At 43.7% G+C, this 23,640-nt stretch carries 21 protein-coding genes; 10 read left to right on the forward strand and 11 right to left on the reverse strand.

What is annotated here, in order from left to right; translation table 11 throughout:
* The 4 genes from ABD734_RS00650 to ABD734_RS00665 form a co-directional block, all read left to right on the forward strand.
* Positions 1 to 519: IS30 family transposase (locus ABD734_RS00650; RefSeq protein ID WP_344700688.1), on the forward strand; the 519-nt coding region annotated here is incomplete at its 5' end.
* A 531-nt stretch (positions 520 to 1,050) separates the two neighbouring features.
* Positions 1,051 to 1,428 carry a hypothetical protein gene (locus tag ABD734_RS00655; RefSeq protein WP_344700689.1) on the forward strand — a complete coding sequence of 126 codons (378 nt, stop codon included), beginning with the start codon at positions 1,051 to 1,053 and terminating at the stop codon, positions 1,426 to 1,428.
* A gap of 479 nt (positions 1,429 to 1,907) precedes the next feature.
* Positions 1,908 to 2,528, forward strand: coding sequence for an NAD(P)-dependent oxidoreductase (locus ABD734_RS00660; protein ID WP_344700690.1), 621 nt, complete (start codon positions 1,908 to 1,910; stop codon positions 2,526 to 2,528).
* A 98-nt stretch (positions 2,529 to 2,626) separates the two neighbouring features.
* Complete coding sequence (locus ABD734_RS00665; RefSeq protein WP_344700691.1) at positions 2,627 to 4,333, forward strand: ABC-ATPase domain-containing protein; 1,707 nt, start codon at positions 2,627 to 2,629, stop codon at positions 4,331 to 4,333.
* Between the two features lie 94 nt (positions 4,334 to 4,427).
* Here the strand turns inward: ABD734_RS00665 and ABD734_RS00670 are convergent, their stop codons facing one another.
* Positions 4,428 to 5,201, reverse strand: a complete 774-nt coding sequence (locus ABD734_RS00670; protein ID WP_344700692.1) for an SDR family NAD(P)-dependent oxidoreductase — start codon at positions 5,199 to 5,201, stop codon at positions 4,428 to 4,430.
* A gap of 130 nt (positions 5,202 to 5,331) precedes the next feature.
* A complete protein-coding gene (locus ABD734_RS00675) occupies positions 5,332 to 6,411 on the reverse strand; it encodes an aldo/keto reductase (protein ID WP_344700693.1) in 1,080 nt (359 codons plus the stop codon).
* 178 nt (positions 6,412 to 6,589) lie between these two features.
* Here ABD734_RS00675 and ABD734_RS00680 point away from each other — a divergent pair, with 178 nt between their 5' ends.
* Entirely contained in the window at positions 6,590 to 8,848 is a 2,259-nt protein-coding gene (locus ABD734_RS00680; RefSeq protein WP_344700694.1) for an excinuclease ABC subunit UvrA, read from the forward strand.
* Positions 8,849 to 9,004: 156 nt separating this feature from the next.
* On the opposite strand, the gene ABD734_RS00685 is transcribed toward ABD734_RS00680, so the two are convergent.
* The 3 genes from ABD734_RS00685 to ABD734_RS00695 form a co-directional block, all read right to left on the reverse strand.
* The gene (locus tag ABD734_RS00685; protein ID WP_344700695.1) at positions 9,005 to 10,051 is read right to left on the reverse strand and encodes a C45 family autoproteolytic acyltransferase/hydrolase; all 1,047 of its coding nucleotides are present in this window, start codon (positions 10,049 to 10,051) and stop codon (positions 9,005 to 9,007) included.
* Positions 10,052 to 10,247: 196 nt separating this feature from the next.
* Complete coding sequence (locus tag ABD734_RS00690) at positions 10,248 to 10,604, reverse strand: SpoIIAA family protein (RefSeq protein ID WP_344700696.1); 357 nt, start codon at positions 10,602 to 10,604, stop codon at positions 10,248 to 10,250.
* Between the two features lie 348 nt (positions 10,605 to 10,952).
* Positions 10,953 to 12,443, reverse strand: a complete 1,491-nt coding sequence (locus ABD734_RS00695) for a peptide MFS transporter (protein ID WP_344700697.1) — start codon at positions 12,441 to 12,443, stop codon at positions 10,953 to 10,955.
* A 305-nt stretch (positions 12,444 to 12,748) separates the two neighbouring features.
* Here ABD734_RS00695 and ABD734_RS00700 point away from each other — a divergent pair, with 305 nt between their 5' ends.
* From ABD734_RS00700 to ABD734_RS00710, 3 genes are all read left to right on the forward strand, one after another.
* Positions 12,749 to 13,639 carry an RluA family pseudouridine synthase gene (locus ABD734_RS00700; RefSeq protein ID WP_344700698.1) on the forward strand — a complete coding sequence of 297 codons (891 nt, stop codon included), beginning with the start codon at positions 12,749 to 12,751 and terminating at the stop codon, positions 13,637 to 13,639.
* A 150-nt stretch (positions 13,640 to 13,789) separates the two neighbouring features.
* Positions 13,790 to 14,479: a FadR/GntR family transcriptional regulator gene (locus ABD734_RS00705; RefSeq protein ID WP_344700699.1), complete on the forward strand. Its 690-nt coding sequence runs from the start codon at positions 13,790 to 13,792 to the stop codon at positions 14,477 to 14,479.
* A gap of 4 nt (positions 14,480 to 14,483) precedes the next feature.
* Positions 14,484 to 15,686, forward strand: coding sequence for a CynX/NimT family MFS transporter (locus ABD734_RS00710; RefSeq protein WP_344700700.1), 1,203 nt, complete (start codon positions 14,484 to 14,486; stop codon positions 15,684 to 15,686).
* A 99-nt stretch (positions 15,687 to 15,785) separates the two neighbouring features.
* Here ABD734_RS00710 and ABD734_RS00715 read toward each other — a convergent pair whose 3' ends face one another.
* Both ABD734_RS00715 and ABD734_RS00720 read right to left on the reverse strand, forming a co-directional pair.
* Positions 15,786 to 16,910, reverse strand: a complete 1,125-nt coding sequence (locus ABD734_RS00715) for a tyramine oxidase subunit B (protein WP_344700701.1) — start codon at positions 16,908 to 16,910, stop codon at positions 15,786 to 15,788.
* Positions 16,911 to 16,964: 54 nt separating this feature from the next.
* Positions 16,965 to 17,426, reverse strand: a complete 462-nt coding sequence (locus ABD734_RS00720) for a GNAT family N-acetyltransferase (protein WP_344700702.1) — start codon at positions 17,424 to 17,426, stop codon at positions 16,965 to 16,967.
* A gap of 219 nt (positions 17,427 to 17,645) precedes the next feature.
* On the opposite strand from ABD734_RS00720, the gene ABD734_RS00725 reads away from it, so the two are divergent.
* Together ABD734_RS00725 and ABD734_RS00730 are read left to right on the forward strand one after the other, a co-directional pair.
* Positions 17,646 to 17,984: a PadR family transcriptional regulator gene (locus tag ABD734_RS00725; RefSeq protein ID WP_344700703.1), complete on the forward strand. Its 339-nt coding sequence runs from the start codon at positions 17,646 to 17,648 to the stop codon at positions 17,982 to 17,984.
* A complete protein-coding gene (locus tag ABD734_RS00730; protein ID WP_344700704.1) occupies positions 17,974 to 18,753 on the forward strand; it encodes a hypothetical protein in 780 nt (259 codons plus the stop codon). The genes ABD734_RS00725 and ABD734_RS00730 overlap by 11 nt, the downstream gene beginning before the upstream one ends.
* A gap of 119 nt (positions 18,754 to 18,872) precedes the next feature.
* On the opposite strand, the gene ABD734_RS00735 is transcribed toward ABD734_RS00730, so the two are convergent.
* The 4 genes from ABD734_RS00735 to ABD734_RS00750 form a co-directional block, all read right to left on the reverse strand.
* The gene (locus ABD734_RS00735; RefSeq protein ID WP_344700705.1) at positions 18,873 to 19,760 is read right to left on the reverse strand and encodes a glycine betaine ABC transporter substrate-binding protein; all 888 of its coding nucleotides are present in this window, start codon (positions 19,758 to 19,760) and stop codon (positions 18,873 to 18,875) included.
* Positions 19,761 to 19,781: 21 nt separating this feature from the next.
* Positions 19,782 to 20,612 carry an ABC transporter permease gene (locus tag ABD734_RS00740; RefSeq protein ID WP_344700706.1) on the reverse strand — a complete coding sequence of 277 codons (831 nt, stop codon included), beginning with the start codon at positions 20,610 to 20,612 and terminating at the stop codon, positions 19,782 to 19,784.
* On the reverse strand, positions 20,602 to 21,642 hold the full coding sequence (locus tag ABD734_RS00745; protein ID WP_344700707.1) for a quaternary amine ABC transporter ATP-binding protein: 1,041 nt from the start codon (positions 21,640 to 21,642) through the stop codon (positions 20,602 to 20,604). Before ABD734_RS00745 ends, ABD734_RS00740 begins: the two co-directional genes overlap by 11 nt.
* A gap of 275 nt (positions 21,643 to 21,917) precedes the next feature.
* Entirely contained in the window at positions 21,918 to 23,375 is a 1,458-nt protein-coding gene (locus tag ABD734_RS00750; RefSeq protein ID WP_344700708.1) for a flotillin family protein, read from the reverse strand.
* Between the last annotated feature and the right edge of the window lie 265 nt (positions 23,376 to 23,640).

Here is a 23,640-nt window from a genome sequence, read left to right on the forward strand (position 1 = left end):
TTTGATGCGGCCAAGCTGCCAATGCAGGGCAAGCGAAAACCGAATGGCCATCAGGAACGCCGGGGCAGACAAGCCTTCAGGCGTAATATCTCTGAAAGAGTGGATGACTATCCCACTTTCAATGAAGAGTTCGGCCACCTTGAAGGCGACACCATTGTCGGTGTCCGTCACAAGAGTGCGGTCATCACGCTGGTTGAGCGTCTGTCAAAAGCCATCATCACATTAAAACCCAAAGGCAGAACCGCACTGGATATTGAGTCTGCCATTAATACATGGTGTCAAAAGATGCCTAGAAACCTATTCAAATCCATCACCTTCGATTGTGGCAAGGAGTTCTNCGGCTTGCTCAGAAGGGGTGGCCTGCCTAAAGATATGGATTTCAACACGGTCGACCAAGCTTTTATCTCATCGGTTGCCGCCAGAAGGAATCATATCCCAAGAAAATCATTGAACTATCGTACACCATTGGAAGTTTTTTTGGGTTACATGGGTGAGAAAGAACTGTCTAGCTTATTTTGACAAACGAAATATTTAAAAAACGATAATTTATGTCTCTTTATCCTAGAAAAATATAAGGTGAATAATAACGGTTAGACTATAACAATAATTTTGCAATTATAACTTCTAATTCTCGAAACAAACAATTTTGTAGTAGTATTTCATCAAGGGCGCTTTTATTTAAAAAATGATATCATTGTGAGGAAGTATCTGTGTGTGACAAAGAATTCACAACCAGGGATCGATACATATATAGACACTAAGTTATTCTACTTTTTGAACCTTAGTTACCATTCACTGGTAATTGAATGAGTGATTTGATGCAGTGTTTAAGAGATGTAAGGTGTCAATTATAATTGAGTAAATAACTTGAAAATCAAGGTTAACTAAAGTGAATGCTACCAAGCAGAATCACAACTTATGAAACGTTCGATTTTCTAAACTCCTTTGAAAGCAATTATAAGTCATATGTGTAGGTTATTTCATTAAGGAAACAGGTGTAATTTATGCAGATTCTCATTAGATATAATATTTATAGGGGTTGAATTTGACTTGAATTATAATAAATCATTCAAAGAATTATTTGAAGATAAATTGTTGAGAGACTATCCTGAAAAAATTATAAAGGGTATGAACGAACAAACAGTTGTACTTCAACAGATAAAAACCTTCTGTGAACTTAACTCATTGGATTATAGACAGGAGCTTAAGAATTTAGGTTTTCAGCAATATAGGAAAGGTACAATATTAGAAAATGAGATTCCCGATCTGCTAGAAGATATTTTTCCTGATAAAACAATTGAAAAACTGGGTTCGATTAGAGAATGTCATTCTCAATTAGATACAAGGATTAATAAATTTCATAAAGAAAGAAAAATGTCTAAAAAAGAATATTTAAAATCTATAGGATTTAATGTACGCCGATTGTAAAATTAAGCTAGACACCTAAAAAGGGTCACGCGTGATACACTCAAAATGAGTTTTCCGACCAAAGAAAATCATAGGAGTGATCACGCATGACCTACACCCATATTACCACGGACGNCATCATTTAATTGCGCATCGATTATCAATTCAGTTTTCATGGAAGTCCTCCTTACTACATAGTGCATTTATAATTGAGCCAAGCACTTACCTGGATTAAAAAGTGATAAGTGAAGTTCTTGAGTTGTTAATACAAGTATATAATGAAAAATACTATTGTCGGGCATTTTTGTACAAGCGGTCATAAATCATACGCAACCGGTCAATCGAAGTGAATAATATACTAAAAAAACGATGAATAATTGAAATGGGTAGAGGCATCAAAGAGAATGTAAGTGGGTATATTTAGGGAAGAGACGAAAAAGAGATATATGATTAGTTCTAATTTAAACTGATGCAAATCATTAAAAAGGTGGAGATTTGGAATGAACATTTTACTATTAGGTGCGACCGGACGGGTCGGCAGCCATATATTGAAACATGCACTTGATGAAGCGCACCACGTCACAGTCCTTGTGCGTGATGCAGAGAAATTACAAAGTGAAAGCGCGAATTTAACAGTTGTCGAGGGTAATGTAATGAACAGGTCAGATGTACTGAATGCGATGAACGGTAAAGACATGGTGATCAGTGCACTTGGTACGGATGGCACTACTACGCTCTCAGAAGGCCTCCCTTCAGTTATAGAAGGGATGGAAGAAAGAGGCTTAAAACGTCTCATCACCATCGGGACTGGTGGGATATTGAACAGCAGGACAGAGCCCGGGTTGTTGCGTTATCAATCGAACGAATCGAAAAGAAAAACGACACGGGCGGCAGAGGAACACCATAAAGTCTACAACCTCCTTGAAGACTCACAACTTGATTGGACGATCGTCTGCCCTACCTACTTGCCGGATGGTGAATATACGGGTCAATATCGGGCAGAACGTGACTATCTTCCTGAAGGTGGTAAAATGATTTCTGTTCCTGACACGGCGGAATTTGCATACAGCCAGATAGAGGATGAGAGATATATAAGGAGCCGCGTAGGACTGGCGTATTAATATCCCTTGCGTCTAACGGCACAACCCTAATCAGACGACAGGTCTATTTAAAATATTAAATAGACAATAGACATATATTTTCCAGGAGGCGCATATGTATGAAAAACGCTGAACAACTTAAATCTGCACTGAACAAACTGGACGGACAGAAGTACGGCACCTATAAACAGTTGAAAGGGACTTATCAGTTCGACCGCTTCAAGTTGGCAATCGATCACGTACAGGTCGACCCTTACGCCCCGCCATCCAAAATGCGGATTATAATGAATCGTGATACAGCAGGAATTCCAGCCGAATTGCTCGATTCAAAGGACAAAATCATAGCAGTAGCGGATTTTCTGACACGTGCATTTGGTGAGAGTATTAAAAAACATAAAAACGGCGCTAAAATGAACAGTAAAAACATCAAGATCCTGATTGACCGCCCCGGTGAAGAAATTTTGGAGCGGACTTCTGTCGTCATCGGTGAACATGAGCTCGAAGTACGCTTCGAAGTCGGTCTGCCGGCTGCAGGCCGGAGGATTCTGGGCAAGGCAGCAGCGGATATAATTACTGGTATACTGCCTAAAATTGCAGATGACTCCCTGCTGTATCAGAACCTTGACCAGAAAGGACTTGAGAAGCAGGTGAGTCTGGTGCTCGATCAGATGCATATTCGACAAGTGCTTAATCAAAAGAATCTAGTGGCATTTGTGGCGAACGGTGCCATCCTGCCCCGCAATAGCGGTGTATCGGATAAGCCTTTAGAGGGGGCGGTGCCTTTTTCAAGCCCAGACAATCTTAAGGTTACAATCGATCTCCCGAGCGGAAATGCAGTTACAGGGATGGGGATTGCTGAAGGCATCACCCTGATCGTCGGGGGTGGCTATCACGGCAAGTCCACCCTGCTCCAAGCGTTGGAACGCGGTGTCTACAATCATGTTCCGGGGGACGGCCGCGAGATGGTCATTACACGGAGTGATGCAGCGAAGATCCGAGCGGAAGATGGCCGTAATATCGAGAAGGTGAACATCAGTACATTCATCAATAATCTGCCTGCGAAAAAGGATACACGCGCCTTTTCAACGGAGAATGCGAGCGGCAGTACATCCCAGGCTGCGAATGTGATGGAGGCACTGGAATCAGATGCCAGCCTCCTATTGATCGATGAAGATACTTCAGCGACCAACTTCATGATTCGGGACGCCCGGATGCAGAAGCTCATTGCCCCTGATAAAGAACCCATCACACCTTTTTCCGAAAAGGTGAAACCATTGTACGATGATGAAAATGTCTCAACCATACTGATAGTAGGCGGCTCCGGCGACTATTTCGATGTCGCGGACCAGGTGCTGATGATGGATGAATACAGGTTGAAAGACGTGACGGATGCCGCAAAGGAAATTGCTGCGTCAGATGCAGATAAAAAAGGAAATATGTCAGACGAGAAATTCGGCGAGATCAGCCAGAGGATTCCACTGAAGTCAGGGTTCTCGAAATCCGGAAAAGATGATCGGCTGAAAGCAAAGGGGCGCACTACGATAATGTATGGCAAGGAGCCGATTGAGTTGGCAGGGCTGGAACAGCTTGTAGATGACAGCCAGACGAACTGTATTGCAGTCATGATTGATTATCTCAGACACAACGTACTGGATGACACTCTGACATTATCCGAGGCCTTCGACCAGGTCTACAAGCATATGGAACGTAATGGACTGGATGCGCTCTCGCCCTACTCCGGTCATCCTGGTAACTTGGCGCGGCCGAGGAAGCAGGAATTCATCGGTGCACTCAACCGTTATCGCGGTTTCAAAATCAAAGGATGACCTATAAGGACTTTTATGAAAAGTACACAAACCAATATTAAAGAAGGATAGATTCGATCAACGAATCTATCCTTCTTTTTTGGTTTCACATATTCTATTGCTGCAGTTTTCCGGCCGTGTATCCGCCATCGACAGGTATCGTAACCCCACTGATCTGTCTGGCCAAATCCGAGCATAGAAACATAACAGCGTTGCCCTGGTCCTGAGGGGTCGCCATCTCACCTCTAGGCAGGGATTCGAGCACGCCATTATACTGTTCAGGATGACTCTCCGCCCATCCTTCAATCGCTGGAGTGATTGTGGCACCCGGAGCAATTGCGTTTATCCTTATATTCTGTTTGCCGTATTCGAGTGCGACTGATTTCGTCAGTCCAACTACACCGTGTTTAGAGGCGGTGTATGGAACCATATTTGGAGACCCTTCCAGGCCGGCTCCTGAAGCGGAATTGACGATGGCGCCGCCACCTGTCTTCAGCATCGCATTGACTTGGTGCTTAACGCAGTAGAAGACGCCATATAAGTTTATTTTTATGGTCTTATCCCAGTCTTTCGCGTCCATATCTCCTATTTTGACCTGGCCTGCATTGATGCCGGCATTGTTATGGGCAAAATCCAACTTGCCGAAAGCGGAGACGGTTTCATTCACCAGTGCTTCAACCTGTGTTTCATCACTCACATCACATTTGAAGAATTGTGCCTCGCCTCCGTTGTCTTTTATGATTTTGACGGTTTCCTGGCCGCCTTCTTCACTGATATCGGATACCATCACTTTCGCACCCGCTTCTGCCAAAGCAACAGCGCTTGCACGCCCGATGCCTGAACCAGCTGCTGTGACGAGCCCGGCTTTATCCTTCATAAGTCCTGTCATGGGAACATCCCTTCCTTAAATGGTTTTACATCATTATATTATCCTAACTTTGGATTTGGAGAAAATAAAATGACATGCAAGAAAAATGGCGATCCAATCCGACAAAGGAATGCATCACCATTATCTTATCTTATAACTCTTTATCTTTCTGATCCATAAGCTTATTGTATGCTTCAAGATACGTTTTTTCTGAATCGGAAGCCCGATCCATCGCATTCATGGCTCTGTGCCATAGTGGATAGATCGGCTCTGGTTGCGTCAGATCATTTATCTGGACGATTTCATTATCCGTCAGCTGCAAATCGTACGACGCAATATTTTCCTCAAGCTGAGCCTTGTTCCTCGTACCAAGAATTACAGAATCGACATTCGGTCTGTCCCGCAGCCAGGCCAAGACGACTTGCGGAACAGTGGCGTTATGGCCGGAAGCCACGTCCTGAAGCATTTCGACGAGATCAAAGAATAGTTTTTCATCTTTGACATAAGGTTCCCCCCAACCTTCACCTTGGCGGGTACCTGGTTCTGCTTTTTTATCTCTTGAAATCTTGCCGGTCAACAGACCTTCACCAAGCGGTGACCATATCGTATTGCCGATGCCCAGTTCTTTTGCTGCGGGCAGCAGTTCATACTCCGCTTCCCGGGATTCAGGCGTGTAATAGATCTGATGGGCAATTGGTGGCATCAAATTATTTTCAACGGCGAATGTGTGGGTTTTGGCCAAGGCCCATCCACTGTAGTTGGACACACCCCAGTATCTGATCTTGCCTCTTCTGATGAGGTCATTCATCGCCAGAACGGTTTCTTCAACTGAAACCTGGCCATCCCATACATGGACGTAATAAAGGTCCAGGTAGTCGGTGCCGAGCCTATTGAGTGTCTCATCGATGGATGCCTCGATATTGATGCGGGTCGCGCCGACATCATTCGGATTATCGGTCAGCTGGAAACCTGTCTTGCTGGCGATCACCATATCTTTGCGCTTATCCCGAATTGCTTTGCCGAGCACAATTTCAGCATCACCCTTGGCGTAAAGGTTCGCAGTATCGAAGTGGTTGATGCCATGCTCCAGGGCATAGTCGACCAACGCATCTGCGGTACTCTGATCCATGTCTCCTGCGGCTTCAAAACCTTTCGTTCCGCTGAACGGAATGGTTCCGAGTGCATATTTGGACACGTTCAGACCAGAATCTCCTAGTAGTCTATAATCCATCTTCATCCCTCCATTGCTTTTTCTCTACCCTGCTCTTAATTTAGTAAAACTTGAAGACGAGATGTCATCCCATCACCCATAGAATCCTAACCATTTCATTCGATATGCTGCCGAAGTGATATATGCTAGAATACATGCAAGCAACAACTATTGGCAAAACAGCAGAAGGGGCGGTAATATGTCGAATGAAAAAGACGAAATCATTTTGCGTGGTCTTAGAGCGAATAACCTGAAGAATATCGACCTCAACATCCAAAAGGAAAAGATTACGGTTTTCACAGGCATTTCGGGTTCAGGGAAAAGTTCTGTCGTCTTCGATACACTCGCAACGGAAAGCAGACGGCAGATGACAATGAATTATCCGATGTATGTAAGAAATCAGATGCCTCGATACGAACGTCCGAAAGCGGACCTGATGAAGCAACTCAGCTCCGTGGTCGTCGTCGAACAGCGGCCGATCAGCGGAAATTCCCGCTCGACAGTCGGTACGTATATGGATGTCGACCCACTCATCAGACTTTTGTTCTCACGCATCGGCGATCCCCCGATTGAATCTGCAACGGATTTCTCCAATCAAAGTTCTTTCGGAAAATGCCCATCGTGCAACGGTTTCGGTGAAATTGTCGCTCCCGACCTCCATAAATTGGTCGACGTCGATAAATCGCTGAAGGAATATGCGGTACGGTTCAAGCCACTGTCGCCATCTGGCTGGCAAGGTAGATGGATGATTACAGGAGAATTGTTCAATCCCGATATTCCAATCAAAGAATTTTCAGAAGAAGACTATCAACTCTTCATCTATGGACCACCTGAAGGGGAGCGTGTTTTCGCCCCCTTCCACACTAAAGACGGACCGCATCCTCATGAATGGGATGGCTTGCTGCCACGCTTCACGCGCCTGTACATCAATCGGGATGTATCAAAACTCGCCCAGACTTCACTGGATGACGTGTTGGAGATGACCAGCCGGCAACCTTGTCCGACATGTCAAGGCTCCGGATTGAATCCGGAAGTATTGGCATGCAAGATCAATGGTTCTAACATCGCAGATTATGATGGATTCGAGCTGATGGAATTATTGACGGAGCTTGAAAGGATCGACGACCCTATTGGTTCTGCAATCGCCCTCCAAACAATCCCCTCCATCAGACAACTTATAGACTTGGGGCTTGGCTATCTGAGTCTCTCCCGGAAGATGGAGACGCTCTCCGGTGGAGAGGCCCAACGTGTAAAAATAGCGCGTCACCTAGGCAGCAGCCTGAACAACATCACATATATATTTGATGAGCCTACTGCGGGTCTACACCCGGAGGAAGTGGCATTGCTCATACAGATGCTGGAGCAGATTAAGGCGCAACATAATACTGTCGTCGTCATTGAGCATGACACCTCTGTCATCAAGGTTGCTGATGAAATTGTTGAAATGGGCCCAGATGCCGGGACGCATGGCGGAGAAGTCATCTATCAGGGAGATCAACAAGGCTTGGAGCAGTCCCCCGCTGCGACAACGCTCCAGCGTACAGTTGAAATCAATGAACAACCGCGTCAGGCTGAAGAATCGTTTTCCATCAAACATGCATCAATGAATAACTTGAAGGATATAACAGTCGATATCCCGAAAAATATCCTCGTTTCTGTCTGTGGGGTATCCGGTTCCGGCAAGAGTTCATTTATGCTGGAAGCATTTCCTGGGAAATATCCAGAAGCAATTATGGTCGGTCAAGCACCGATCGGCATCTCGAGCCGTTCGACACTGGCCACATATATGGGGATCATGGACGATATACGGGCGATATTCGCGCGGGAAACAGGCGAGCCTGCCGGATTGTTCAGCTTTAATTCACTGGGCGCCTGTCCAGTCTGCGACGGCAAGGGAATCACTAAGCCGGATGTCGCGTTTGCCGACCCTGTCACGGTGACTTGTGAGGCTTGTGGGGGCACAAGGTATTCCGACGAGGCATTGTCACATTCGTACAAGGGGAAGAATATCGTGGAAGTTCTCGACCTTACAATCGAGGAAGCGAAAGCCTTTTTTGAACTGCCGAAAGTGATAAAACGCATCAGTACTTTAATGGATGTCGGCTTGGAATATCTAACCCTCGGACAGACCACAAGTTCCCTGAGCGGAGGAGAAGTGCAGCGGCTGAAGCTGGCGAGCCATCTGAAAAGAGAAGGACAGATCTATATTCTGGATGAACCTTCCCTAGGTCTGCATGCGCAAGACAACGATAAACTGCTTGATGTCTTCCAACGTCTTGTGGATCAAGGGAATTCAGTCATCATCATTGAGCATAATGTCGATTTCATAGCGGCAAGTGATTGGATAATCGAACTTGGTCCGGGTGGAGGCAAGAATGGCGGTGAAGTGATTTTTGAAGGAACGCCACAGAAAATGGCTACTGCTGACACACTGACTGCAAAGTGGCTGAGGCGCTGAAGGCGTAGTTCAGCTGAAAATATGAATATGCAATAGAAAAACCATCTCTTAAGCAGGTTGATACCTTAGCTTATGAGATGGTTTTCATTGTACATAAAAAAGCTGGAGACAAGCATATCTCCAGCTTTTTAAAACCGATATTTAAAATTAACAGTTCTATAACCCCATATTGACGAACGGACGATGATAGTCAAGAGTACCTTTAATCTGTTTCACGTTGACATCTGTACCTTCGAGCCATTTCTTAAAATCAAAGATGACAGGTTTTTTGTCCGGTCCGATGACGAACCATGCTTTTGATGCTTTAGGGAAATAAACCGATGTGTGGATAGTGCCTGCAGAGGCGTCATATTTATTTGAAAATACGCCATGTTCGGGATTGTTCATAACCTTGAAAGCTTCGTAGGGATTCGTGGAATATTGCTGCTGTTCCTGTATCGTCTGCTCGCGCTGGCGTGTTTCTTCCTGGCGGTAGCGGTTCTCTTCATCAAGGAGATGGAAATGGTTTGTACATACATTTGACCTTCTGGCCACGACTTTTCTCGGAGAGGCTTCAATGACATAGGAAACGCCCTCCGGATCCAGAACTACATAACTGAACGACTGCCGGTGGGGTATCTCTTTCAATAGTGCGACAGCCTCATCCACATTTGCGCATGTTTCCAATATCAGACGGCCGATCATATTACATAGGAAGCCATCATCTGAATTTTTACTGTGGGTGAAGTTGTATCCCATCACAAGCCCCTTCTCATTCATACCATCTATACGTCCAGTAATCTGCATGGATGGGCCGATTGTAGCGTATCCATGATCTGTTGGGGCATAGAATAGATAACGGCCTTCATACCCACGCGGGTGGCTGTCGTAGTTGCGGACCATGAAGTCGCTATCAGTGAATATCGAGCATCCACTCCTGACGTATTCCAGATAATAGCCGCCAAATAACCGGAATGCTTCTTCCATCTCCGTGTCGAGGGCATCTGCGAGACCATAGATTTCATCAAGGATGGCCGGCGAGAATTGTGAGATGATGGATATGAATTTTTCCGGGTTGATGAGGAAATGCCGATCTTTTTTAGGCCCCCACTGTTTTTCACGATTTGGAAGTATCAGGGAGTCTCTGAGCTGTACGCCCTGATAGTAGCCAAAATCATAATGCGTGCCTCTATATTGGAAGACATCGCTGTAGAATTGTTTCATTATATCTCCGCCTCTAAATATTCTTCATATCAGTATACATATTTTATGGGAAAATACATTAATATTGCTTGTATAAAGTAACTGCCATCTAGTCGGCAGATCTACTCTGCCCGAACAAAAAAGCAGATGGGAAGATTTAGGCACTCTTCCCATCTGCTTAATCCGCAAGATTACACGCAGTAATGATTTTAATATTTTATTTTTGTAGCCATTCCCAGGCCTTATTGATTTCAGCCTTATCGAAGTGCTGAACTTCTATGCCGGGAAGCCAATCGACCACGCTTGCTCCCATATCCACCCACGACTGGTTGGATACGAAGGCAAACTTTTCATATTGCTTCCAATGTTTAAGGTCTACAGCACCCCCACTCAGGAAGGCATCTGCGTCTGTTCCTTCCACATCCTTTATATAGATGAGGCCACTGAGTCTTTTATCATCCCCATACTTACCATCCATAAATGCTTCCGCATTTTCTACGTCATTTTGCGTCAGTTCGCCATCCATTTCGATATATACAATATTCGGGTAACGACTGTCTTCAATCTTCATCATCGTTAAACCAACTCCTTGGATGATGTTTCTACTCTCTATGATTTTACCCGTTACTAGGCGATCTGAAACAGGAATGGGGTTGGTTACAACAGTGGAAACTGTGCGATACAAGGGCGTTATCTGCATATTATGGAACTGTATTTGATAACGCTGTTACTTATGGCCAATCCCTTTAAAACGCTTTAATAGCAGTGTTAATTGATATCTAAAAATGGTATTAAAGTGTGCATAACGCTAGTGCGACCGCCGTTATATATAAGGAAATACCCGCATCCTTTACATGCGGGTATTTTGAGTAGGACTCCGTATAGAAGTCCGATATTCATAGGTTGTTTTGATATGAATTATTTAAGTTTCACTCATCAAGTTCTTAAGTTTTGGACTTACAAGTATTAGGAGCACCCCGATACCTAGAGCAGTAAGGCCAGAATATAGGAAGTAATCTTCTGTACTGATGATGCTGTAGATTTTCACCATCTGCGCGTTGAGCCCCTGAGCCATGGCGTTCGATAGGAACCATACGCTCATCATCTGTGAAGTGAATGCCTTAGGAGCAAGTCTGGTCGTTGTAGAGAGCCCGATAGGTGAGATGCACAATTCCCCGAGTGTGATGAGCATAAAGCTCAAGACGAGCCATATCGGGTTGATCAGTTCCTGTCCGCCCGTCAACGGTATTATCATCAGAAGGTACGCTGCTGCCGCCAATATGACGCCTAAGGCGAACTTGATTACGGTTGAAGGGTTGAATCTGCCCAATTTAACCCAAAGCAATGAAAAGATCGGTGCAAATATAAGGATGAACATTGGGTTCAGTGATTGGAACCAAGCAGCTGGAATATGAAAATCTATCAATCCGTTAGTCAAGTTGGCCATGCTCAACTCCGTCTTCTTATCGGAGAATTGGGCCAGAATCGTTGAACCTTGTTCCTGGATCATCCAAAAGGCGACCGAAGCAATGAAGAGAGGTATGTACGCAAATACATTACGCTTTTCACTTTTTTCAACCTTTTTACTTTTTAAGATTACAATAATGTATATAGTCGGCAATAGGACACCGATCAGAGTGATTACATTGGAAAAATTGCTTATTTTAAGTTCATCAGTCAAATACGCAATGATGACGAGCGCTGCAATGATTACCGCAGCTATGGTCAAATACTTCAGTGCATTGAGTTTATCGCTTTTACTCAATGGATCAGGCACGTCTTTACCCAAGTCTCCAAGGAATTTATTGCCGGTGAGAACATAGATGACGAGCCCTATGAACATACCGATTGCTGCTGCAGCAAACCCTGCATGGAACCCAACGTTCACCTGCAACCACCCTATAATCAATGGAGAGATGAGCGCGCCCATGTTGATGGACATATAGAAGAGTGTGAACCCTGAATCGATGCGGGAATCATTCTTTTCATATAGCATGCCTACTGTTGTACTTATGTTTGGCTTCAATAACCCTGACCCGATTATAATGAACAGCAGGGCAACCATCAGAAGCGTGAAGTTGCCTGGTATTGCCATTAGAATATGTCCGATCATAATCAGGACCCCGCCATAGAATAAGGCGTTTCGCGTACCGGTGATCCTGTCAGCCACCCAGCCGCCGATGGTGCCGGTCATATATATTAAAGCACCATATATGGAAACGATCTGCAGTGCTGTGCTCTGATCGAGTCCAAAGCCGCCTTTAGTGACAGAATAATAAATATAGTAGGCCAGTATGGCCTTCATGCCATAGTAGCTGAATCTTTCCCAGAACTCTGTAAAGAATAGTGTAGATAGGCCTTTTGGATGACCAAAGAAACCTTTATCTGGAACGTTAGTATTTTGATTTGCCATTGTTATCCTCCTCAATATTATAAATTTAAACATTGGATATTATAATTTTCAAACTAAAATTGGTCGAAAAAGTATGAATTATGGATTATTACAATAATTATTTAGTTCAATAGAGATAAATGACTATATACAAGTATAATGTAAATTTAAGTTAAAAATGATTATCATATGATAGAAGCACAATACATCATGCAAAATTGATAGTATAGTAGTATGAGATGTAAAATATTTTAGGCTTCTGCCCGGAAGAATCATGAAATAAACGAGAATAGCTTAAAATTATGGTGAAATAAAGGAGATTTATAATGAAACGGAGAGATAATCGGAAGCAAGGAGATCTGGAATGGATTGTTGAAGAACCATCAGAGCTTCTGAAGTTTTTGTTTGCAGCTATGCCCTCCCGCAGCAGGAAATCAGTGAAGGATCATTTGAGTCATGGTCAGGTCTTCGTCAATGGAGAAGGTACAACGCAGTTCAACGAGGCACTGAAGCCAGGCGATCATGTTAAAATTCTTCCCAAGATAGCGTCGAAGAATGTAAAGATCAAAGGCATCAAGATTCTGCATGAAGATGATGACATTGTCGTAATCGAAAAGGAGGCAGGGATTCTTTCTATTGCATCAGATAAAGAGAATCAGATGACCGCGTATCGTCAATTGGCAAGTTACCTGAAGGAGGTCAATCCCAAGAATCGGATATTTGTTGTTCATCGTTTGGATCGTGAGACCTCCGGCATCATGATATTTGCGAAAAGCAAATACATTCAGCAGAAGCTGCAGAATGCATGGAAAGAGGCTGTGCCGGAACGGATGTACATTGCGCTGGTCGAAGGAAAAGTGAAGGAGAACGGCACGATCACATCATGGCTGACTGAGAATAAGGCATTGATCATGCGCTCGAGTAAAAATCCGAATGAAGGAAAAAAGGCAGTCACTCATTATAAAATAGTGAAGTCCAATCGCAATTTTACATTGCTGCAGGTGAATCTGGAGACTGGGCGTAAAAACCAGATCCGCGTGCATATGCAAGACATTGGGCACCCTATCGTGGGGGATAAGAAATACGGTTCAAGAATCAATCCAATCGGCAGGATTGGATTGCATGCGCATGCGATGACTTTCATCCATCCGACAACTAAAGAAACCATGCGATTTGAGTCGGAGATACCTAAGTCATTCACGAAAAAAATAAATTGATGAAAAATCTTTATCCTGGCATGTCTCATTAGGCATGTCGGGTATTTTTTTGACTGAATATTATGGCTATATAAATCGCATTGCGAGTAATTATGAGGCATGATAATATGACCACTATACCAATCATCCTACAAATTTAAGGAGAAAAATATGATACATAAAACGAACCGTGTTCATCTGGTAGAACAAGTGGCCATACAGATGGAAGATCTGATAGTGTCTGGCGTGTGGCCAGTAGATGAAAAAATACCGCCGGAGATGGAGTTGATGAAAGAGTTTGATGTCAGTCGAAACACATTGCGTGAAGCGATACGTGCTTTAGTCCATGCAGGGTTACTTGAATCCAGGCAAGGCAGCGGCACCGTCGTCCGTTCTGCAAATGCGCTCAGCGCGACTTTAAAGCGCTACATCAAAAAATCAGCTTTACTGGATACGCTTGATGTTCGTTTGGCTCTGGAGCAGCAGGCTGCACAATTGGCAGCCAGGCATAGGAATGAGACAGATTTGGCAACACTTGAACAATGTATTGAGGCTTGCCGACAAGCGGTACGGGATAAAGATCGTAAAAAGTTCGTCGCAATGGATACACGCTTTCATCAGACTGTAGTCCAGGCCTCTGATAATCAATTGTTGATTGATCTATATGAACCGCTCCTAGAAAACATTTCGGAATCGATAGAAGCACTGATGGATTTAAAGACACCATTAAAATATGAAGAAGAACTGCATCTTGATTTATTTGCAGCAATACAGAATAAAGACAAAAGGGCAGCTTCAGTGTATGTCGAAGAGTACATCGGCGCACTGAAAAAAGACGCCGCTGAAATGATGGAGGAATAATTGCATGGATAGGAACGGAAGATCATATGGATCAAAATTTGGTTCAAAGCGTAATTGGCTGCTGGTCATAGGAATTATTCTGGTGGGAGCCAATTTAAGGGGGCCTCTGACCTCGGTGGGAGTTCTGATCCCATTCATCAGGGAAGATCTTGCAATCAGCAATGCGGTCGCCGGCGCCATCACCACATTACCGCTGTTGGCATTCGCCCTCCTCTCCCCGATCGCCCCTAAAATCGCCAATCGGATTGGTATGGAGCGGACTGTCGCCTTATCGCTAGTTATACTTATTGCAGGAATTGCAGTCCGCTCGATTTCAGGAATCAATTTTCTTTTCTTGGGCACTTTCTTCATAGGCCTGGCAATATCAGTAGGAAATGTACTGATACCTGGCATCATAAAAGTGAAGTTTCCATATAAAATCGGTTTGATGATGGGTATCTATGCCATCTTCATGAATGTGTTCGGAGCGCTTGGCTCAGGAGTCAGTGCCCCACTTGCCTCAATGGGAAATTTCGGGTGGCAAGGTTCCTTGGGCATGTGGCTCATACTGGCTGCAGTATCACTACTGGTCTGGTTGCCCCAACTTAAAGAAAAAGAAGATAGGCAAGCGGGCGTCAAGAAAGATAAGGATAGTAGTTTACTGCGCTCTCCGCTAGCATGGAAGATTACGATATTCATGGGGAGTCAATCGTTGATTTTCTATACATTGGTCACTTGGTTGCCGGATATTCTGCAGCAGAATGGCTATGATTCCAATGCAGCCGGCTGGATGGTCTTCCTGATGCAGTTTGCCATCATCCCTGTTACTTTTGTTGTGCCAGTAGTAGCGGAGAAGATGAAGAATCAGGTTGCGTTGAGTTTCATGACGGGCGCTCTGTTCATTACCGGCTTAGCCGGATTGCTCCAAGGCAGTGCATTGCTTGTGCCGCTATGGGCAATCCTGATCGGAGTGGCAGCAGGGAGTGCCTTCAGCTTATCCATGATGTTCTTCACTCTGAGGACGAAAGATGGTAAAGAGGCTGCAACATTGTCAGGAATGGCTCAATCATTCGGTTATCTACTTGCTGCGGTCGGCCCGGTGCTGGTTGGTGCCTTGCATGATATAACAGGTGGTTGGACACTGCCCCTCACCCTCCTGATCGCTTTGGCGGTCATCATATTGATTGTAGGAACTGCTTCAGGGAAGAAAGGTCAGGTGACTGCCTAAAAGCAGACTGGAAAAACATTTAAATATCTAAGGAGCAAATAAAAGTCGTATCCATGATGGATACGACTTTTATATTTGAGTATCGGAAATACTATACGGTTACCTTGCCTGATAAGCTTTATCCCAAAGGTTCAACTTTGTTCCTATGCCTTTTTCCAAAGCATTCTGATAGACTCTATAACCCCATGCCACATCATAGACTGGCTGCCCGCCTAAGCCGTATAGGATGATATCGTCCTTAGATGTCCGACCTTCGACTTTTCCGGTGATTATATCTCCAATGTTGGTGATGATGCTAGAATCCATTTTTTCTTCCTCAATCCAATCCAGAAGCTGTCTGCCGATTACACCCATTGTAGGATTATAGTAAGGATAATGGTCTTCGTCTATTGTCGCTTCATACATGGCCCAATTATCGACGATCAGTTTCATCTTCTCAATCGCAAATTCGGGATCGAAGTCGCCGCTTGATGAGACGGTGAATAATGCACCCGGCTTGATCCATTCTTTTTCAATTGTGGGATTTGCATCCCCGGCTGTCGCTAAATTTATGACATCACTTTCTTTGATGGCATCTTCAAGAGTATTTATAATCTGGATATCAAGACTGGTAAACTCTTTGCTCAGCCTATCCTTCAATGTTTGTGCAGTAGATTCACGGGCATCAAATATTTTGACTGTTTTTATGTTCTCACATACATCCAATATGGCTTCTGCACTAGAAGTGCCGATTGATCCTGCCCCGACCACCCCGAAAATTTCAGAATCAGGATTTGCCAAATACTTCGCACCTACTCCGGGAATTGCTCCGGTCCTCCAGGCGCTTAGCAGATTGGCGGATTGGTAGGCCAGGGGCGCCCCTGTATCAGCATCATTCAAGGTCATCATCAATATGGAACGTGGGAGTCCTTTATCTACATTGGCGATGTTCGAACCGTACCACTTACAGCCGGTTACTTTGTAGTCCCCACCCAAATATGCTGGCATTGCCATGAATCTCCTATCTGGACCGTCTTTTGGCATGCTCTCATGTACTGGATTGGTCGGAAAGTCAATCAACATGCCGTGGGAGTTATCATTGGCGCCACCCATGACATAGTCTCCACTACTCAATAGACGAAAGACCGCCTCCATCTCCTTGATGCATTCGTGCATGTTGAGTACACCCGCATCAATCATATCCTGTTCATTCAAATACAAGAAATCGACTCTGGATTGTTCCATGTATATTCACTTCCTTCCATACTTCTTCACAATCACAATCCTGGTGAGTTGCGCTTACTGGCTGTATGGCTGACCCACTTCGTATCTATAAATCAGCTCTCCTTGCGGGTCACGCTTGCCAGTAAATTTAAACCCGAGTTTTTCATATAGTTCTTTGGCGACATCGTTGCCTTCGACAAAACTGAGATAAATTTCCCCGACATCATATGTTTTTGTAACAACGTCGATTAAATGCATCATGGCCTTTTGTCCCAACCCTTTACCTTGTTGGGCTGAATCTATCATGATCCTGTCTATCCAAGCTTCCTTTGGGTCCCCCACAAAACCGTACATGGCAAACCCGACCAGTACATCGTCTGCATAGATGGCGACAGGCCGCCATGCACTACATTCCCTCGCTTCTTCAAGGCACTCATCGATTGTTTCTATAAAAGATAACTGATGGTCCTTCAATTTTATTTTTCCGCTTATGATCTTGTCATCCGGTTGAATATTTTCCAATGAAATTACACTCATGTTAAACGTCCTCATCTATATAAATTTTTAGAATATGTTAGTTATGGTTTTAAAGTCTGAAACTGTTAATTCTATAATTATATCCCTGAACCATAAAATTTTCAAAATAATGAATTATTATGCATGACATAAGCTTAAAAATCCAATTATATTTTAACATTTGACAACTATCTTTTATAGAACTATATTATATTATAAGATAGTTGAAGGGAGAAAAAGATGTCAGTTTCAGATCAGATTATGAAAGGGCTGCTGGATGGTGCAATTCTTGCTTTAATTGCTGAAGATGAAACTTACGGGTATCAAATAGCTGAGAAACTTAAAGAAAAGGCATTTCCTGATATCAGTGAGGGAAGTATATACCCTGTGCTCTTGAGGTTAAGCAAAAAGGGTTATGTTGAAACACGCATGGTGAAATCGGACAGTGGTGGTCCGAAACGTAAATACTACAGCATCAGCACCAGCGGTAAAGAAGAATTGAGAAATTTTAAGGATAAATGGTTCAAGTTGAACCAGGGGATGTCTAATTTATTTGGGGGAGATGAAAATGTTAAGTGAAAAATCGGAGAAGTTCCTAAAGAAATTCCGCATTGAAATGATGGCGCGGGGTAAAGACGATGAATATAGGGACAATCTGGAAGAGGAGTTAAGAGATCATCTGATGTTGGCAGAACAAAATGGAGAAGATCTGGAAAGCGTGACCGGTGGTTCTGTAAAAAATTATATGAAGACACTTTCGATTGAATTACCAGAGACTAATCACTTGAGAAGGAAAATACTTCTGATCTTTATTTTTTTAGTAGGGATGTTCACTATACCGAGTCTAATCGGAGGAGATTTTGATTATACTCTTTCCATGTTCATCTATTATGTTTCCTTGACCTTATTCGGTCCGTTTCTGTTCTATCTGGTGATTAAGTTCATATTCATCCATTTTACTGATTTAGAAACGGAAAAAATAAGTACAGTAGGAATTGTCCTATGCGGATTGTATGGGGTAATCTACATGGCACTTCTAGTTGGTGGACTCTACTTGGCAGACCGTTATCCGATATATGAATTTATGACGCTTTCATCAAAAAGCAATATGATAGCAGGGTTATTCTTGCTTGGTATATTCGTCTTCGGAACAGTGGTGATGGGCCGATGGTTCTATGCATTTCTGATTATTGCTTTGAGCCTTCCGGCACTATCAGCAAAGATTTTTGTGGGCGGGGATCCTACAGATAAAAATTATATCATCGTATCGGCTATTGTATTATTTGTAGTCAGTGCAGTTGTAATGACAGTTCTGTTTTTCTACTCGAAAAAAGAGGTTGATGACTAATTGACTGTGTATTTTGAAGAATGGCTGCCAGTTGATCCAGCAATTTTTCCTCGATATCAAAATATCAAAAATATAAAAAATAGGCATCCAATTTTGGATGCCTTATTGTCTGGGTCAAACTATTCAGTCCACTCGGAGACTTTATCAGCGTTATCTTCTACCCAATTCGCCGCAGCGTCTTCAGGAGAAGTGCCCTCTTCTATATCAAGCATTACTGATTCCATGTCTTCTGTTGTCCAATTGAAGTTATCAAGGACTTCATAGGCATGTGGGCTTTTATCTTCGAGCTCTTGGCTTGCGATGGTAACGATGTCTTCCGCTTCGCCGAATGTGCCTTCAGGGTCTTCGAGGTATTTAAGGTCGTATTTCTGGAATTTCCAGTGTGGTGACCACCCTGTCACTACGATTTCTTCGTCATTTTCGACTGCTTGGCCAAGTTCGGTAGCCATTGCACCTGAAGAAGATGTCTGAACTTCCCAATCACTCAAGTTATCGTAATCTTCCAAAGCTCTCTCGGATGCTTGCACGACACCTGCACCCGGTTCGATGCCAGTAATCGTCTGATCGGCCTGATCACCCAGGTCTGCAATGGACTCAGCTGGGAAGTCTTTAGGTACTACCAGACCGATGGCCGCACCTTCAAGGTTAGCACCTAAATCCTCAATCTGGTCTTCATACTCGTCATACAGATCGCCATGTGTAAGCGGTAGCCATGCACTTACGGAAGCATCTGCTTCATCGGTAGCGACTGACTGCCACATTACAGCGTTATCCAGAGGCGTGATTTCTACGTTATAGCCTTCATCCTGCAATACTTTCTGCATTACATGGGTAGAAGCAATTTCAGAATCCCACTCTACATAAGATAAAGTAAGTTCTTCTTCACCCAGATTGCCATTGTCGCTTGAGCCTTCTTCATCCGCAGATTCCTCTTCGCCTGAACCGCCACAAGCAGCAAGTACTATTGATAGTACAAGCGTCAATACTAAAAGATTCCATTTCTTCATGAATATATCCTCCTATAATAATTATTTTTTTGATTGAGTAAATCTATCTATAATAATCGCTAATATAACGATTCCCAATCCAGCAACAAATCCAGTACCTACTTGAGCCCTTTGGAGGGAACTCAACACTTCTGTACCTAACCCCGGCGCACCAATCATGGAGGCAATGACCACCATTGAAAGGGCTAACATGATCGTCTGGTTCACCCCAGCCATGATGGAGGATCTTGCCAAAGGCAATTGCACTTTGACCAGTTTCTGCATCGGGGTGGTGCCGAATGAATCACTTGCTTCAATGAGCTCAGCAGATATCTGCCTGATTCCCAAGTTCGTCAGACGAATTGTAGGGGGTGCTGAGAAAATGACGGAAGCGAACACTCCCGGCACCATGCCAATTCCGAAAAACGCAACTGCGGGAATCAAATATACGAAAGCGGGCATCGTCTGCATAAAATCTAAAATTGGTTTCATGACAGTTTCGAAGCCAGTGCTTTTGGACATCAGTATGCCTAAAGGAATACCGAAAACTACCGATATCAGACCACTGATGATGACCAAGGTCATAGTATCAATCAAGTTTGCCCATAGCCCTTGGTTATATATGAATAGAAGACCAACTCCGATCAGAATAGGAGAAAGTACCTTATTCTTCATAAATATAAATGCAAGCGCCATTACTATGACTATAAACAATGTGGGCGGAATGAATTCCAGTATTTGAATGATCCAATCCATCAGTCCTTCTAAAACTTCTTTGATCGGGTCGAATATGAAGCTGAAGGAACTGGTGAGCCAATCGACAAAATCTGATGCCCACTGGGCTACCGGGAGGCGAGGCAGATTATCCAACATTGTTTTCCACCTCGTTTCCTTGAGCCAACACTTCAAACACTTTATTGAACTCTAAAATACCGATGTTTTGTCCATTCGCTTCTACTGTCAGCTCATGCACCCCATCTTTGAACAATGGATATGTTTCATAAAGTAAAGCCTCAGAATTTATGGAAGGAAGATCAGTAGAAATACTTTCCCCATCAACACGCTTCATGACATGCTTTACTTTAAGGACTTTCGAACGGTCAATATCCTTAACGAAAGACTTGACATAGTCATTCGCCGGGTTTGTGACGATTTCTTCAGGTTTCCCGACCTGTGCGATTTCCCCATCTTTCATTAAGGCGATGCGGTCACCTATGCTCAGTGCTTCATCGAGGTCATGGGTGATGAATACTATTGTTTTCTGCATTTTCTGCTGAAGTTGTAACAGCTCCTGCTGCATCTCTTTTCTGATCAGGGGGTCTAGTGCCGAGAATGCTTCGTCCATGAGTAGGATATCCGTATCATTGGCCAGTGCTCTAGCCAATCCGACACGCTGCTGCATGCCGCCGGAAAGTTGATTCGGCAACTGTTTTTTATAATTTCCCAGACCTACCAGGTCCAAAGCTTCTTCAGCCTTCTCCCTCCTCTGCTTTTTTGGAAACTTCCGGACTTCCAGTCCAAATGCCGCATTCTCCAGGATGTTTTTAAAGGGGAAGAGGGCAAAATTCTGGAAAACCATACTAAGGTTCGATCTTCTGAATTCCCTTAATTCACTAGGGCTCAGCTGTGCAACGTTTTTGTCTTTGATCAGAAGATCGCCCTCGGTTGGGTCAATCAGCCGATTGATTAGTCTGATCAAAGTGGATTTACCACTGCCGGAAAGTCCCATGACAACAAAGACTTCCCCTGATTCGATGCTTAGATTCGCTGATTTGACCGCAACCGTAGCACCAGTTTTTTTAATGATTTCATCTTTGGATGCATTATTATGCAATAATTCTTGTACTTCCTCGTCATATGTACCAAATACTTTAGTGACGTTCTTGATTTCAATTACGCTCAAAAAACTCAGTCCTTACACTTGACGTTATTTCAACACTTTAAAACTAGTACGTTCTTAAACGTACCATAGAGATTCAGCTAAATCAAATGCGCTTACCATAGAATATGGCTATAACAAGCAATAGCAGGTTGCATAGAGTAACCATATATCGAGTATCGATCATAATTTCTAACAGATTAATAAAAAGGGTCAGAACCCCCTTTAATTAAGATTTCTGACCCTTCTATCTGAAATGGTATATACAAATGTCATGGAAGGATTATTTTTATTAAAGTCTATTGGGCGTCGTCCGTGTCTTCTGATTTCGGCTCTTCGTCCCCTTCATCATTGCCATCTAAGATCTGTGATTTCCCGTCAGATAGATTATTCAGGAAATGATCCAGATCGAATCCGGTCATCTGCCCCATGCTCTCCTGAAGTTTGGCCATCGTACCAGTGACGGTATTCGGCAGTGATTTCAGCTGTTCACCACCTCCGCTGTCCATTATGCGTATGGATTCTACGTTGCTCATGGATTCACTGACAGCTCTGGCGAATTCAGGCATTATTTTGATGAACTGCTCCAGGATGATGACATCTTTATGTTCAGACATCGCCTCTGCACGGCGCTCGATTGCTTCGGCTTCCGCGAGGCTCTTTTCTCTTATGACTTGTGCTTCGGCGTTACCTTCTGCAATGCGGGCTTCGGCTCTGGCCTCAGCTTCTTTAGTTCGTGTATAGTAATCCGCCTCAGCCTGCTGCCTCCTCACTTCGACTTGTTGCTTTTCGATTTCAACGTCATTTTCCCGTTCCAGTTTCAACAGTTTTAATTCATTCTGTTTTTCCTGTTCCCGGATTTCCAACCGTTGTTGTTCCACTTCGAGACGTCTTTCTTCTTCTTCCAATTGCCCGGAAGCTTTAGCAGAAGCATTCGCCTTTTCCGTTTCAGCCAAGTTCCTTGCTTCCTTCAGATCTTTCTCTTTACGGCTATCTGCTATGTTCATTTCTCTTTTATATTGTTCATTTGAAATGGTTTCATTATCTTTTGCTTGTTGTATTTCAGTTTCACGCCTGTTTTCGGATTCTGCAATCTCAGCTTCTTTTCTGATCCGGGCGATTTGAGGACGTCCAAGGTTTTCAAGATAATTCTCATCATCCCTCAGGTCGGATAGACCAAGCGAAGTGATTTTGAAGCCCATCCGGTTCAACTGATCCTGCGCAATCTCACGGACCTGTTCATTGAAGCTCTCACGGTCCTTATTGATCTGTTCGACAGTCATCTTCGATAGGATGGCGCGGAGGTTGGAGTTCAGCACTTCAGAGATTTCATGTTCGATTTCTTCTTGTTCCTTTCCAAGGAACTGCTCGGCGTATTTGACGATGCCGTCCAGGTCATCAGCCACTTTTACAGTCGCAACCGCCTGACCGTATATTCCGACGCCTTCTAGAGTGTAGACTTTTGGCGTAGATATTTGCAGCTGGAATGATTTAAGGGAGACCTTTGTGCCCGTCTGGAACATCTTGAGCCTGTGCCCGCCCCCCCGGATGACTTTCATGTAGCGCCCTTGGTCATCCTTATAGATGTTGGTTTCTTTTGCCTCATCCCCAAGGTTTGGCCCTGTAACGATGAGCGCTTCGTTGGAAGGTACAGTACGGTATCTGGCTTTCATGAAGATGTACCATCCAACGGCAGCGATGATGGCAATTAGTATGATGGCGATTACTGCAATCAAAGTACCGGTCAATTTGAACATATGTAAGCTCCTATCCCATTAAATTATTTAAGTATCAACATCACATTATTACAAATATTTATCATTGTAAAGCACATTGGTTAGAATTGTCTGAATATATTAGAATAAGTATATATGTTTCAATAATATTGACTTTTCTGACAAAGTTCTGCTAGATTATATAAGTTGGATTACATGGACGTTGTATATGAAGATAAAGGATGGGAAAAGTTGCCTGTCCCTGAAACATCATGTCGGTTGAGTGAGGTTCATCAATATGACTCTA

Source organism: Salinicoccus jeotgali, assembly GCF_039538805.1.
GTDB lineage: Bacteria > Bacillota > Bacilli > Staphylococcales > Salinicoccaceae > Salinicoccus > Salinicoccus jeotgali.

Coding starts and splice junctions, on each gene's coding strand:
- ABD734_RS00660 (WP_344700690.1), top strand. CDS start 1,908: ATGAACATTTTACTATTAGGTGCGACCGGACGGGTCGGCAGCCATATA.
- ABD734_RS00665 (WP_344700691.1), top strand. CDS start 2,627: ATGAAAAACGCTGAACAACTTAAATCTGCACTGAACAAACTGGACGGA.
- ABD734_RS00670 (WP_344700692.1), bottom strand. CDS start 5,201: ATGACAGGACTTATGAAGGATAAAGCCGGGCTCGTCACAGCAGCTGGT.
- ABD734_RS00675 (WP_344700693.1), bottom strand. CDS start 6,411: ATGGATTATAGACTACTAGGAGATTCTGGTCTGAACGTGTCCAAATAT.
- ABD734_RS00680 (WP_344700694.1), top strand. CDS start 6,590: ATGTCGAATGAAAAAGACGAAATCATTTTGCGTGGTCTTAGAGCGAAT.
- ABD734_RS00685 (WP_344700695.1), bottom strand. CDS start 10,051: ATGAAACAATTCTACAGCGATGTCTTCCAATATAGAGGCACGCATTAT.
- ABD734_RS00690 (WP_344700696.1), bottom strand. CDS start 10,604: ATGATGAAGATTGAAGACAGTCGTTACCCGAATATTGTATATATCGAA.
- ABD734_RS00695 (WP_344700697.1), bottom strand. CDS start 12,443: ATGGCAAATCAAAATACTAACGTTCCAGATAAAGGTTTCTTTGGTCAT.
- ABD734_RS00700 (WP_344700698.1), top strand. CDS start 12,749: ATGAAACGGAGAGATAATCGGAAGCAAGGAGATCTGGAATGGATTGTT.
- ABD734_RS00705 (WP_344700699.1), top strand. CDS start 13,790: ATGATACATAAAACGAACCGTGTTCATCTGGTAGAACAAGTGGCCATA.
- ABD734_RS00710 (WP_344700700.1), top strand. CDS start 14,484: ATGGATAGGAACGGAAGATCATATGGATCAAAATTTGGTTCAAAGCGT.
- ABD734_RS00715 (WP_344700701.1), bottom strand. CDS start 16,910: ATGGAACAATCCAGAGTCGATTTCTTGTATTTGAATGAACAGGATATG.
- ABD734_RS00720 (WP_344700702.1), bottom strand. CDS start 17,426: ATGAGTGTAATTTCATTGGAAAATATTCAACCGGATGACAAGATCATA.
- ABD734_RS00725 (WP_344700703.1), top strand. CDS start 17,646: ATGTCAGTTTCAGATCAGATTATGAAAGGGCTGCTGGATGGTGCAATT.
- ABD734_RS00730 (WP_344700704.1), top strand. CDS start 17,974: ATGTTAAGTGAAAAATCGGAGAAGTTCCTAAAGAAATTCCGCATTGAA.
- ABD734_RS00735 (WP_344700705.1), bottom strand. CDS start 19,760: ATGAAGAAATGGAATCTTTTAGTATTGACGCTTGTACTATCAATAGTA.
- ABD734_RS00740 (WP_344700706.1), bottom strand. CDS start 20,612: ATGTTGGATAATCTGCCTCGCCTCCCGGTAGCCCAGTGGGCATCAGAT.
- ABD734_RS00750 (WP_344700708.1), bottom strand. CDS start 23,375: ATGTTCAAATTGACCGGTACTTTGATTGCAGTAATCGCCATCATACTA.